This window comes from Geodermatophilus sp. SYSU D00705 (assembly GCF_054050135.1).
The window spans coordinates 56,771-69,085 of the sequence record NZ_JBJGYT010000004.1 but is presented as its reverse complement, the minus strand read 5'-3'; the positions used below and the strand labels follow the sequence as shown (position 1 = coordinate 69,085).

Genomic DNA, 12,315 nt, shown 5'->3' with positions numbered 1-12,315 from the left:
GCACGGTGAACGCCACGTCGCCCCTCGCTGGAGGGGTGACCGTCCGAGCCCCTCGGCCCCGGCGTGACCCCACGCCGACGCCACCCCGTGGCCCCGCCACACCGATCCCGTCAGGAGGTTGCCGTGGACACCGGCGACACCGCCTGGGTTCTCATCAGCGCCGCACTGGTGCTGTTCATGACCCCGGGTCTGGCGCTCTTCTACGGCGGCATGGTCCGCGCGAAGAGCGTGCTCAACATGATGATGATGAGCTTCGGCGCGCTCGCCCTCATCGGCGTGCTCTGGGTGCTCTACGGCTACTCGATGGCCTTCGGCGACGACGTCGGCGGCGGTCTGCTGGGCGACCCGTTCGAGTTCTTCGGGCTCTCCTCGCTGATCGGCACCGGCGGCCTCGACGCCGCCTTCGCGCCGGAGAACCTGGTCTTCACCATCCCGTCGCTGGCCTTCGTCGCCTTCCAGGCGGTGTTCGCGATCCTCACCGTCGCGCTGATCTCCGGTGCCATCGCCGACCGCGCCCGCTTCGGCCCGTGGATGGTCTTCGCCGGCATCTGGGCCACGATCGTCTACTTCCCGGTCGCCCACTGGGTGTTCGCCTTCAACGGGGCGGAGTCGGAGACCGGCGGCTGGATCGCCAACGACCTGCTGGCCATCGACTTCGCGGGTGGCACGGCGGTGCACATCAACGCCGGTGCCGCCGGCCTGGCGCTGGCCCTGGTGCTCGGCAAGCGGCGGGGCTTCGGCCGCGACCCGATGCGCCCGCACAACCTGCCGCTGGTCATGATCGGCGCCGGCATCCTCTGGTTCGGCTGGTTCGGCTTCAACGCCGGCTCCGCGCTGTCGGCCAACGGCCAGGCCGCCGAGGTCTTCGTGACCACCCTCGCCGCCACCGGTGCGGCCACCCTCGGCTGGCTGCTCACCGAGAAGCTGCGCGACGGCCACGCCACCTCGCTGGGCGCCGCCTCCGGCGTCGTCGCGGGCCTGGTCGCCATCACCCCGGCCTGCTCCTCCGTGACCCCGCTCGGCGCGATCCTCGTCGGCCTGATCGCCGGCGTGCTCTGCGCCCTCGCGGTGGGCCTGAAGTACCGGCTGGGCTACGACGACTCCCTCGACGTCGTCGGCGTCCACCTCGTCGGCGGCCTGTGGGGCACCCTCGCGGTCGGCCTCTTCGCCTCCGCGGCCACCACGGCCGGTGTCGACGGGCTCTTCTACGGCGGTGGCCTGGACCAGCTGTGGCGGCAGGCCATCGGCGCGTTCGCGGTCCTCGTCTACTCGTTCGTCCTCACCCTGGTCATCGGGTTCGTCATCGCCAAGACGATGCGCTTCCGGATCACCGAGGAAGAGGAGGTCAGCGGCATCGACGGCGCCGTGCACGCTGAGACCGGCTACGACCTCGCCTCGCTCGGGGGCGGTGGCGGCGGCGCTGCGACACTCACCGCGCAGGCGCACGCCGAGGCGCGCAACACGGAAGGGATCCGGGCATGAAGCTCGTCACCGCCATCGTCAAGCCGTTCAAGCTGGACGACGTCAAGAACGCCCTCGAGCTGATCGGGATCGCGGGGCTGACCGTCAGCGAGGTCCAGGGCTTCGGCCGCCAGCGGGGCCACACCGAGGTCTACCGGGGCGCGGAGTACCAGGTGGACTTCGTGCCGAAGGTCCGCATCGAGGTCGTCGTCGGCGAGATCGACGCCGCCCGGGTGGTCGACGCCATCGTGGAGGCGGCGTCCACCGGCCAGATCGGCGACGGGAAGGTGTGGGTGACGACGATCGACGAGATCGTCCGGGTCCGCACCGGTGAGCGCGGCGCCGACGCCCTGTAGCGCCCGGCAGGACAGCACGACGAGCCGGCCGGGGTGGTGGGAGGACCCGCCACCCCGGCCGCCGTCGTTTCTCGGTCAGGAGCAAACCGGAGGGGGAGACGTGCTGGACACCGGGTCGCTGCCCGCACTGCCGCGGGCGCGGCGGGGCGAGGAGCTGGACGCCTGGCTGGCCGGACTGCTGGACGAGGCCGTCGCGGGCACGCCGGCGCCGCGCGGGAAGCGGGGGGCGCCGCCGCCACGGACGGGCACCGAGGGGCTCGCGCTGGTCGCGGTCGGCAGCCTGGGCCGTCGCGAGCTCCCGCCCCACGGGGACCTCGACCTCGTGCTCGTGCACGACGGCCGGCCGGAGATCGCCGCCCTCGCCGACGCGGTCTGGTACCCGATCTGGGACGCCGGGCTGCGGCTGGACCACTCGGTGCGCACCGTGGCCGAGGCGGTCGGGGTGGCCTCCACCGACGTCAAGGCCGGGCTCGGGCTGCTCGACGCCCGGCTGGTGGCCGGTGACGCCGACCTCGCCGCGGCCCTGCGCACCGCCACACTGGCCAGCTGGCGCCAGTCGGCGTCCCGGTTGCTGCCGCAGCTGCGCGACCTGCGCCGCGGCCGCGCCCGGCAGGTCGGCGAGCTGGCCTTCCTGCTCGAGCCGGACCTCAAGGAGGCCTACGGCGGGCTGCGCGAGGGCCAGGTGCTCCGTGCGGTGGCCGCGGCCCAGCTGGCCGACGAGCCCACCGCCGAGGCGGAGACGGCCTACGCCTTCCTGCTCGACGTCCGCGACGAGCTGCGCCGGCGCTCGGGCCGGGCGACCGACGTGCTGGTCCGCCAGGAGCAGCGGCCGGTGGCCGTGGCGCTCGGGCTGCCCGACGAGGACGCGCTGCTGCGCGAGGTGAGCCTGGCCGGCCGGCGGCTGGCGTTCGTCGCCGACGAGACGTGGCGGCGGGTGGAGGCGGCCCTCGTGCGCCGTCCCCGCGGCCGCTACCGGCGGGTGCGGCGGGAGCCGCTGGCCGAGGGCGTGGTCCGGCAGGGCGACGAGGTCGTCCTCGCCCGGGACGCCCGCCCGGCCGCGGACCCGGGGCTGGTGCTGCGCGGTGCGGCCGCGGCCGCCCGGGTCGACCTGCTGCTGTCGCCGTACACCCTCAAGGTGCTCGCGGTGCACTCGCCGCCGGTGCCCGAGCCGTGGCCGGCGGAGGTGCGCTGGTCGTTCCTCCGGCTGCTGGCCAGCGGCCGGCCGGCGGTCGCGGTGCTCGAGCAGCTGGACCAGGAGGGACTGCTGTCGCGGTTGCTCCCCGAGTGGGACCGGATCCGCTCCCTGCCGCAGCGCCACCCCTGGCACCGGTTCACCGTCGACCGGCACCTGGTGGAGGCGGCCGCGGCGGCCGCGGAGCTGACCCACGACGTCGACCGGCCCGACCTGCTGCTCGTCGGCGCGCTGCTGCACGACCTCGGCAAGGGCTGGCCCGGTGACCACAGCGTCGTCGGGGAGCCGATCGCGGCGGCGGTCGCCACCCGGATGGGTTTCTCCGAGGCCGACGTCGCCACGCTGGCCGCGATGGTGCGGCACCACCTGCTCCTCCCCGACACCGCCACCCGCCGCGACATCGACGACCCCGCGACGGTCGACCGGGTCGCGGCGACGATCGGCCACGACCCCGCGCTGCTGCAGCTGCTGCACGCCCTGGCGCAGGCCGACGGCGCCGCGACCAGCTCCTCGGCCTGGAGCCCGTGGAAGGCCCACCTCGTGGCGGCGCTGGTCGCGCGCGTGCAGGGGCGGCTCAACGGTGTCCCCTCCCGGGAGCAGGAGCCGGTGCTGCACCCGGTCGAGCCCCAGGTGAGCTCCGCACCGGTGGACCTGCCCGGGGGCGCGGGTGGGGTCACCGTGGGGGTCGAGGACGTCGCCGACGGCCAGCAGGTCACCATCGGCGCCCCCGACCGGCCCGGCCTGTTCAGCTCGCTGGCCGGGGTGCTCGCGCTCAACCAGCTCGACGTGCGCGCCGCGAAGGTCAACGTCGTCGAGGGCCGGGCCACCGCCGTGTTCGCCGTCCGGCCGCGGTTCGGGCGGGTGCCGGTGCCCTCGATCCTGGCCGACGCCGTCCGCGCGGCCCTGGAGGGGACGCTGCCGCTGGCCGACCGGCTGCGGCAGCGCGAGGCCGACTACCGGCAGGACGCCGGACGGTCTGCCCCGCCGCGGATCTCCTGGCACAACGGCGAGGTGACCGGGGACGCCACCGGCATCGTCGAGGTGCGGGCGAGCGACCGGGCCGGGCTGCTGTACCGGCTCACCGCGGCCCTCGCCGGGGAGGGGCTGGACGTGACGTCGGCCCGGATCGAGACCCTGGGCGCCGACGCGGCCGACCACTTCTACGTCAGCAACCCCTCCGGGGTGCCGATCGACGACGCGCAGCGGACCCGCGTGGAGGCCGCCCTGGCCGTCGCCGTCCGCGGCGGGGCGGCCGAGCCGGTGGCGGACACGCCGCACTGAGTTGCGCGGTTCTGTCGGTACCCCGTGTCACCGTCGCGGGCGAGTGGGACGGAACGGTCCCACCGACGCGGAGGGGGTTTCGCTGATGGGCCACCGGTCCTTCGAGATCGCGACGGCCGAGGGGCGCGTGTGGCGCTGCGCGGCCTGCGGGGACGACCGGGAGTTCGTGCAGCCGCCGTGCGTCGACGGGCACGCCGAGGACGGCGGGGAGTGCCCGGAGTGGGCCTGCGCCGACTGCGGTGCCGCGGTGGTCGCCGGCTCCGGTGCCGCCGTCGTGGCCGCGTCCGTCGCCCGGGCGGCCTGAACCGGCCTGCCCGGCCCGCAGGGGACCGGCATCCGGCCGGCGCTCGTTAGGCTGGTCGGGAGGTGGCGCGACGGTGCCGGGGTCCCCCGGGTGCCGGAGCCGAGCAGCCGGTCGGTCCGACCGGCGGGCCGCGCCCGCGACGTACCCGAGGACGTGCTGTGTTCGAGACCCTCTCCGACCGCCTGGACAAGGTCTTCAGCGGCCTGCGCGGCAAGGGTCGGCTCACCGATGCCGACATCGACGCGACCGCGCGCGAGATCCGCATCGCGCTGCTGGAGGCCGACGTCGCCCTGCCGGTCGTGCGGGCGTTCATCACCGCCGTCAAGGAGCGGGCCCGCGGCGCCGACGTCTCCCAGGCACTCAACCCGGCGCAGCAGGTCATCAAGATCGTCAACGAGGAGCTCATCGAGATCCTCGGCGGGGAGACCCGGCGGCTGCGCCACGCCAAACAGTCGCCCACGGTCATCATGCTCGCCGGTCTGCAGGGCTCCGGTAAGACGACGCTGGCCGGCAAGCTCGGCCGCTGGCTGAAGTCCCAGGGCCACACCCCACTGCTGGTCGCCGCCGACCTCCAGCGGCCCAACGCGGTCAACCAGCTGTCGATCGTCGCCGGCCAGGCCGGGGTCGACGTCTTCGCGCCCGAGCCGGGCAACGGCATCGGCGACCCGATCCGGGTTGCCGCGGACTCCGTCGAGCACGCCCGCCGCACCATGCACGACGTCGTCGTCGTCGACACCGCCGGCCGGCTCGGCATCGACGCGGAGCTCATGGCGCAGGCCGCCGGCATCCGTGACGCCGTGCAGCCGGACGAGACGCTGTTCGTCGTCGACGCGATGATCGGTCAGGACGCCGTCACCACGGCCGAGGCCTTCCGCGACGGCGTCGGGTTCAGCGGCGTGGTCCTGACCAAGCTCGACGGTGACGCCCGCGGTGGTGCCGCCCTGTCGGTCCGCTACGTCACCGGCCAGCCGATCATGTTCGCCTCCACCGGCGAGAAGCTGACCGACTTCGACGTCTTCCACCCCGAGCGGATGGCCTCGCGCATCCTCGGCATGGGCGACGTGCTGACCCTCATCGAGCAGGCCGAGCAGGCGTTCGACGCCGAGCAGGCCGAGCGGATGGCCGGCAAGCTCGCCTCGCGGGAGGGCTTCACCCTCGAGGACTTCCTCGAGCAGATGATGGCGATCCGCAAGATGGGCCCGATCGCCAACCTGCTCGGCATGCTGCCCGGCGCGGGGGCGATGAAGGAGCAGCTCAAGCAGGTCGACGACCGCGACCTGGACCGCACCGCGGCGATCATCCGCTCCATGACGCCGGAGGAGCGGGTCAACTCCAAGATCATCAACGCGTCGCGGCGGGTGCGCATCGCCAACGGCTCGGGCGTGACCGTCACCCAGGTCAACCAGCTGCTGGAGCGCTTCGCCCAGGCCCAGAAGATGATGGGCCAGATGGCCGGCAGCATGGGCCTGCCCGGCGTGGGCCCCATGTCGAAGAAGGCGCGCGGCCGGCAGATGCAGGCCCAGACCCGCGGCAAGGGCAAGAAGGGCAAGGGCAAGGGGAAGGGCGGTCCCGCCCGCCGGCCGACCGGTGCGCCCGGCCTGCCGCCCGGTGCCGGCTTCCCCGGCGGGGGCATGCCCGGGGGCTTCCCCGGCGGGATGCCGTCGCTGCCGCCCGGTCTGGCCAACGGCCAGGGGCTGCCCGATCTCACCAAGCTGAACTTCGACCAGCCCGGGGACGAGCGGCGGTGACACGGGCTCGGCTCCGCCCCCGGTCCGGTCCTCGCTCGCCGGCACGCGCTGCGGTGCTCCCGCCGGCGTCGGCTCGCGCGTCCCGGTGAGCGGGCCGGCCCTGCACCTGTCCGGTGTGGTGCTCCCCGAGGGGGAGCACCGGGATCTGTGGGTGCGCGACGGCCGGATCACCTCCGAACCGGTGCCGGGGGCCGAGACGGTCAGCCGCGGCGGCTGGCTGGTGCCGGGGCTGGTGGACGCGCACTGCCACGTCGGCATCGGCCCCGGAGGGGTGGCCGTCGAGGACCTCGCCGGGCTGCGGGAGCAGGCGCTGGCCGAGCGGGCCGCGGGCGTGCTGGCACTGCGCGACTGCGGCTCCCCGGTCGACACCCGGGTCCTCGACGGCGAGCGCGACCTGCCGCACATCGTCCGCGCCGGCCGGCACCTGGCCGCACCTCGCCGGTACATCCCCGGGCTGGCCGTCGAACTGGCCCCCGACGACCTCGCCGCCGGGGTGCGCGTGCAGGCCCGCCGCGGCGACGGCTGGGTCAAGCTGGTCGGCGACTGGATCGACCGGGGGGTCGGTGACCTCGCCCCGGAGTGGCCGGCCGACGCCGTGGCCGCGGCGATCGCGACGGCCCACGAGGAGGGGGCGCGGGTCACCGCCCACACGTTCGGCACCGACGCGCTGCCCGACCTCATCCGGGCCGGCATCGACTGCATCGAGCACGGCACCGGGCTGACCGAGGAGCTCATCGGGGAGATGGCCATGCGCGGTACCGCCGTCGTCCCGACGCTGGTCAACGTCGAGAACTTCCCCGAGTTCGCCTCCGCCGGTGAGGCGCGGTTCCCGTCCTACGCGAGCACGATGCGGCGGCTGTACGCGTCCTCGGGCGCCGTCGTCCGTGCGGCGTACGAGGCAGGGGTGCCGGTGTTCGCCGGCACCGACGCCGGGGGCGGCATCGCGCACGGCCGGATCGCCGACGAGGTGCGCGCCCTCGCCGGCGCGGGGCTCCCGGCCGAGGCGGCGCTGGCTGCCGCGTCGTGGGCGGCACGCGACTGGCTCGGGCTGCCGTGCATCGAGGAGGGCGTCCCGGCCGACCTCGTGGTGTACGAGACCGACCCGCGGGCCGACCTGGACACCCTGGCCCGCCCGCAACTGGTCATCCTGCGCGGGACGCGGGTCGCGTAGCGGTGGACCCGGCGCGGGGCCCGGAGGGTCCCCGGCGGGGACACGGGGCGAGCTCCGCAGCGCCGGGGACGGCACGAGGCCGCGGTGTCGGCCGGTGGGCCGACGGATCACGCCGCAGGCGGGCCCAGGTCGAGGGTGACGGTCGTGCCGGCGGGGGAGGCGCCCACCCGCATCGTGCCGCCGGAGCCCTCGGCGGTCCGGCGGGCGATGTCCAGCCCGAGCCCGGTGGAGCCCGCGCCGCTGTGCCCCCGAGCGACCGCGGTCGCCGGCAGACCCGGACCGTCGTCGGCCACCGTCACCTCCGCACCCCCGCCGTCCCGGGGGCGGACGGCGACCCGCAGGCCGGTGCCGTCGGGGGTGTGCGCGAAGACGTTGCCGAGCAGCGCGTCGACGGCGGCACCGAGGTCCGCGGTCGCGACCCGGACCGGCAGGGGCTCCTCCGGGAGGTCCACGGTGAGCGCGCGGTCCTCCTCCTCGGCCAGCACCGACCAGAACCGCACCCGCTCGCCCACGACGGCGACCGCGTCGCAGCCCGCGCCGAGCCCCTCCCGCACCGGGCGCCGGGCCTCGGAGATCACCTCGTCGATGCCGCGGGTGAGCGCGTCGACGTCACCCGCGATCCGATCGCGGTCGGCCGGCGGCAGCGCCTCGACGTCCAGCCGCAGCGCGGTGAGGGGCGTGCGCAGCCGGTGCGCCAGGTCCGCGGCGGACTCCCGCTCCGCGGCCAGCAGCTCACCGATCCGGCCGGCCAGCCGGTTCACCGCGACGCCGACCTCGCGCACCTCGTCCGGCCCGGCCGGGGTCACGCGCGCCGACAGGTCGCCGCTGCCGAGCCGGTGGGCCGTCGTCGCCAGGTCGGTGACGGGGTGGGTGAGCGAGCGGGCCAGCAGGTCGGCGACCAGCAGGGCGAGCACCAGCAGGACGGCGCCCAGTCCGCCCAGCACCAGCCACGTCCGCGGGACGTCGGCGCGCAGCTCGGCCGCCGGCACGAACACCTCGACCACCGCCGTCCCGCCCTCGCGGCGGACCGGCTGGAGCAGGTGGACGCCGTCGTCGCTCTCGCGCTCTTCCGCGCCCGCCGGGGCCGGACCGGCACCCAGCACGCCCTCGGGACCCAGCCACGTCCCGTCGCTCCAGCGCACGGTGACCGCGCGGCCGTCGTCGACGGCGAGCGCGGACGCCACCTCCTCGCGCTCGTCGAGGCCGACGCTCGGGATGAGCGCCTGCAGCCGCGCCTGGGCGGTGTCCACCGCCCGCGCCTCGGCCACGCGCGCGACGAGGACCGCCGCGGGCAACAGGAACGCCAGCAGGACGACCGACGTCGTCGCCGCCACCAGCAGGGTGATCCGGCGCCTCACCGTTCGGGCTCGGTCAGGCGGACGCCCACCCCGCGGACGGTCTGCAGCAGCCGGGGCTCGGCGGCGGACTCGCCGAGCTTGCGGCGCAGCCACGACAGGTGGACGTCGACGGTCTTGTCCGACCCGCCGTAGGGCAGCTGCCACACCTCGGTGAGCAGTTCCCGCTTGGACACCACGGTGCCGGGGCGGGCGGCCAGGTAGGCGAGCAGGTCGAACTCCTTGGGGGAGAGGTCGACCGGTGCGCCGGCGTGGGTGACCCGGCGGCTGCGGGGGTCCACGGTGAGGTCGCCGACCGTCACCGGCTCCGGCCCGCTCTCCACCCCGGAGGCGCGCCGCAGCACCGCGCGGATGCGGGCCTCGAGCTGGCCGGCGGAGAACGGCTTGACCACGTAGTCGTCCGCGCCCGCGTCCAGGGCGGCCACCACGCTCCCGTCGTCGTCCCGGGCGGTGGCGACGATGACCGGGACCGCCGACACCGCGCGCAGCATGCGCAGCAGCTCGCCGCCGTCGAGGTCGGGCAGCCCGAGGTCGAGGACGACGAGGTCCGGCCGCTCCTCGACCGCCAGCTGGAGCCCCGCCAGCGCGGTGCCCGCCGAGCTGACGGCGTGCCCGCGTTCTCGCAGGGCCCGGATCAGGGCGGTACGGATCCGCTCGTCGTCCTCCACGACCAGGAGCTGGGCCACGGCGGGACGCTAGCGCCGATCCGGCCCGTTCCGATGGCCCCCCACCCAGGGGGATGAGATCGGTCCCTGCCCTTGTCACGCTCTTGAGGTGGCCTTAACCGACCCGGCGACAGAGTCCTCGCCATGAAGCGAATCGTGGCCTTCGGAGCTCTCTGGACCGCGTCGGCGGCTTCGGCCGTCGGGCTCGGGTTCCTCGCCGTCTCCTTCGTGGACGCCGACCGGACCCCGCTCGCCCAGCCGGCCGCCGCCACCGGGTCGGCGGCCTCGACCCCTTCCGTGCCGAGCGCGGAGGCCGACTCCACGCCGGTACCCCAGCCCGACCCGCCCGTCGCGGCGCCGGCGTCCGGGGAGTACGTCACCGTCGGCGGCACCATCTACGCCTCGTGCGACGGCGGCGTGCTGCAGCTGGCCGCGGCGCCGGCGGTGGGCTGGTGGCTCGACGACCAGGACGCCGGCGGGGAGGTGGAGTTCGAGAGCCCCTCCCAGAAGGTCGAGGTGCACGTCGCCTGCACCGACGGCGCGCCGTCGTTCTTCGACGAGGGCGTGCGGTCCGACGACAACGAGCCGGAGGACTCCAGTCCGTGGTCGGCGTCCTCCTCGCCGAGCGTCTCCGCGCCTGCGGGGGCGGGCGTGGACGACTCCGCCGGCCGCGTCGGCGGGGGGCACGGCTCCGACGACCCGCCCGGTGACGACTCCGCGGGCCGGGTCGGCGGCGGTCACGGGTCCGACGACGGCCCCGGTGACGACCGCGGGCGCGGCCGCGGCAGCGACGACTGAACGGAGCTGTCGTCCGACCAGTTGTGAGTGGGCAGTCAGTGTCGCCGACGCGCGCGGACACGCCGGTCACGGCGGCGCCAACTGCCCACTCGCGCTGATCGGTCGGCACCTGGTCGCGGGTGGGCCCGTCGCGGGGGGCCGGAGGCCCTCCCGGCGGGGACACGGGGAGGGCTCCGCGGCGCTGCGGGAGGGCACCTGGTCGCGGTGTCGGCCGGTAGGCCGACAATGTCGTCGTGCTGTTGCGGATGTCGACCCTGTTCCTGCGCACCCTGCGTGACGACCCCGCCGACGCGGAGGTGCCGAGCCACCGCCTGCTGGTGCGGGCCGGCTACATCCGGCGCGCGGCTCCCGGCGGCTTCACCTGGCTGCCCCTGGGCTACCGGGTCTTCCGCAACGTCGAGCGCGTCGTCCGCGAGGAGATGGACGCGATGGGCGCGCAGGAGGTGCACTTCCCGGCGCTGCTGCCGCGGGAGCCCTACGAGGCGACCGGCCGCTGGACCGAGTACGGCGACAACCTGTTCCGGCTCCAGGACCGCCGCGGCGTCGACCACCTGCTCGGTCCCACGCACGAGGAGATGTTCACGCTCCTGGTGAAGGACCTGTACTCGTCGTACAAGGACCTCCCGCTGTCGCTGTACCAGATCCAGACCAAGTACCGGGACGAGGCGCGGCCGCGGGCCGGGCTGCTGCGCGGCCGCGAGTTCACGATGAAGGACAGCTACTCCTTCGACGTCGACGACGCCGGCCTGGACAAGTCCTACGCCGCCCACCGCGACGCCTACATCAAGATCTTCGACCGGCTCGGCCTGGAGTACGTGATCGTCTCCGCGATGTCCGGCGCGATGGGCGGGTCGAAGAGCGAGGAGTTCCTCCACCCGACCGAGATCGGCGAGGACACCTTCGTCCGCTCCGCCGGCGGTTACGCCGCCAACGTGGAGGCGGTCTCCACCGTCGTCCCCGACGCGATCCCGCTGGACGGCCTGCCCGAGGCCCACGTCGAGGACACCCCCGACACCCCGACCATCGAGACGCTGGTGGCGGTGGCGCAGCAGCTGTTCCCGGACGCCGGGTACACGGCCGCCTCGACGCTGAAGAACGTCGTCGTCACGCTGGTGCACCCCGACGGCACCCGCGAGCCGCTGGTCATCGGCATCCCCGGCGACCGGGAGGTCGACGCCAAGCGCCTGGAGGCGCAGGTCGCCCCGGCCGAGGTGGAGCCGTTCACCGAGTTCGAGAAGCACCCGGAGCTGGTCAAGGGCTACATCGGTCCGCAGGTGCTGGGCACCGACAGCGCGTCGGGCATCCGCTTCCTCGTCGACCCGCGGGTCGTCCCGGGCACGCGCTGGATCACCGGCGCCAACGAGGCCGGCAAGCACGTGTTCGACCTCGTCGCCGGCCGCGACTTCAGCTGGGACGGCGTCGTCGAGGCCGCCGAGGTGCTGCCGGGTGACCCCGCGCCCGACGGTTCCGGGCCCCTCGAGCTGGCCCGCGGGGTGGAGATCGGTCACATCTTCCAGCTCGGCCGCAAGTACGCCGAGGCACTGGACCTGGAGGTGCTCGACGAGAACGGCAAGCTGGTCACGGTGACGATGGGCTCCTACGGCATCGGCGTCTCCCGGGCCGTGGCCGCGATCGCGGAGTCCACCCACGACGAGCTCGGCCTCGTGTGGCCGCGCGAGATCGCGCCGGCCGACGTGCACGTGGTCGCCACCGGCAAGGACGCCGCGGTGTTCGAGGCGGCCGAGGCCCTGGCCGGCCAGCTGGTGGGTGCGGGGCTGACCGTGCTCCTCGACGACCGTCCCAAGGTGTCGCCCGGCGTGAAGTTCAAGGACGCCGAGCTGCTCGGGATGCCGACGATCGTCACGGTCGGCCGCGGCCTGGCCGAGGGCGTGGTCGAGCTGCGCGACCGGGCGACCGGGGAGCGTGAGGAGGTGCCGGTCGCCGACGCCGCGACCCGCGTGCTGGCCGCCGTCCGCGGCTGAGC

The 12,315-nt window shown here is 75.1% G+C and carries 10 protein-coding genes; 8 read left to right on the top strand and 2 right to left on the bottom strand.

Translation table 11 applies throughout. From position 1 onward, the window contains the following. Positions 1-123: 123 nt before the first annotated feature. The 6 genes from ACI78Q_RS04560 (at position 124) to ACI78Q_RS04535 (ending at position 7,513) form a co-directional block, all read left to right on the top strand. Entirely contained in the window at positions 124-1,482 is a 1,359-nt protein-coding gene (locus ACI78Q_RS04560; RefSeq protein WP_456922133.1) for an ammonium transporter, read from the top strand. Further along, on the top strand, positions 1,479-1,817 hold the full coding sequence (locus ACI78Q_RS04555) for a P-II family nitrogen regulator (protein ID WP_097208882.1): 339 nt from the start codon (positions 1,479-1,481) through the stop codon (positions 1,815-1,817). The genes ACI78Q_RS04560 and ACI78Q_RS04555 overlap by 4 nt, the downstream gene beginning before the upstream one ends. Positions 1,818-1,917: 100 nt before the next feature. Then, positions 1,918-4,290: a [protein-PII] uridylyltransferase gene (locus ACI78Q_RS04550; RefSeq protein ID WP_456922132.1), complete on the top strand. Its 2,373-nt coding sequence runs from the start codon at positions 1,918-1,920 to the stop codon at positions 4,288-4,290. A gap of 85 nt (positions 4,291-4,375) precedes the next feature. Further along, positions 4,376-4,594, top strand: a complete 219-nt coding sequence (locus ACI78Q_RS04545; RefSeq protein WP_456922131.1) for a hypothetical protein — start codon at positions 4,376-4,378, stop codon at positions 4,592-4,594. 158 nt (positions 4,595-4,752) lie between these two features. Beyond that, a complete protein-coding gene (ffh, locus tag ACI78Q_RS04540) occupies positions 4,753-6,342 on the top strand; it encodes a signal recognition particle protein (RefSeq protein WP_456922130.1) in 1,590 nt (529 codons plus the stop codon). An 85-nt stretch (positions 6,343-6,427) separates the two neighbouring features. Next, positions 6,428-7,513, top strand: a complete 1,086-nt coding sequence (locus ACI78Q_RS04535) for an amidohydrolase family protein (RefSeq protein WP_456922129.1) — start codon at positions 6,428-6,430, stop codon at positions 7,511-7,513. A gap of 107 nt (positions 7,514-7,620) precedes the next feature. On the opposite strand, the gene ACI78Q_RS04530 is transcribed toward ACI78Q_RS04535, so the two are convergent. Further along, on the bottom strand, positions 7,621-8,871 hold the full coding sequence (locus ACI78Q_RS04530; protein ID WP_456922128.1) for a HAMP domain-containing protein: 1,251 nt from the start codon (positions 8,869-8,871) through the stop codon (positions 7,621-7,623). Then, positions 8,868-9,554, bottom strand: coding sequence for a response regulator transcription factor (locus ACI78Q_RS04525; protein WP_456922127.1), 687 nt, complete (start codon positions 9,552-9,554; stop codon positions 8,868-8,870). Before ACI78Q_RS04525 ends, ACI78Q_RS04530 begins: the two co-directional genes overlap by 4 nt. 123 nt (positions 9,555-9,677) lie before the next feature. On the opposite strand from ACI78Q_RS04525, the gene ACI78Q_RS04520 reads away from it, so the two are divergent. Beyond that, a complete protein-coding gene (locus ACI78Q_RS04520) occupies positions 9,678-10,331 on the top strand; it encodes a hypothetical protein (protein WP_456922126.1) in 654 nt (217 codons plus the stop codon). A gap of 233 nt (positions 10,332-10,564) precedes the next feature. Further along, on the top strand, positions 10,565-12,313 hold the full coding sequence (locus ACI78Q_RS04515) for a proline--tRNA ligase (RefSeq protein WP_456922125.1): 1,749 nt from the start codon (positions 10,565-10,567) through the stop codon (positions 12,311-12,313). Positions 12,314-12,315: the final 2 nt, after the last annotated feature.

What these genes read in the sequence shown, in the direction of transcription:
- ACI78Q_RS04555 (WP_097208882.1), top strand. Translation starts at nt 1,479, where the DNA reads ATGAAGCTCGTCACCGCCATCGTCAAGCCGTTCAAGCTGGACGACGTC.
- ACI78Q_RS04545 (WP_456922131.1), top strand. Translation starts at nt 4,376, where the DNA reads ATGGGCCACCGGTCCTTCGAGATCGCGACGGCCGAGGGGCGCGTGTGG.
- ACI78Q_RS04520 (WP_456922126.1), top strand. Translation starts at nt 9,678, where the DNA reads ATGAAGCGAATCGTGGCCTTCGGAGCTCTCTGGACCGCGTCGGCGGCT.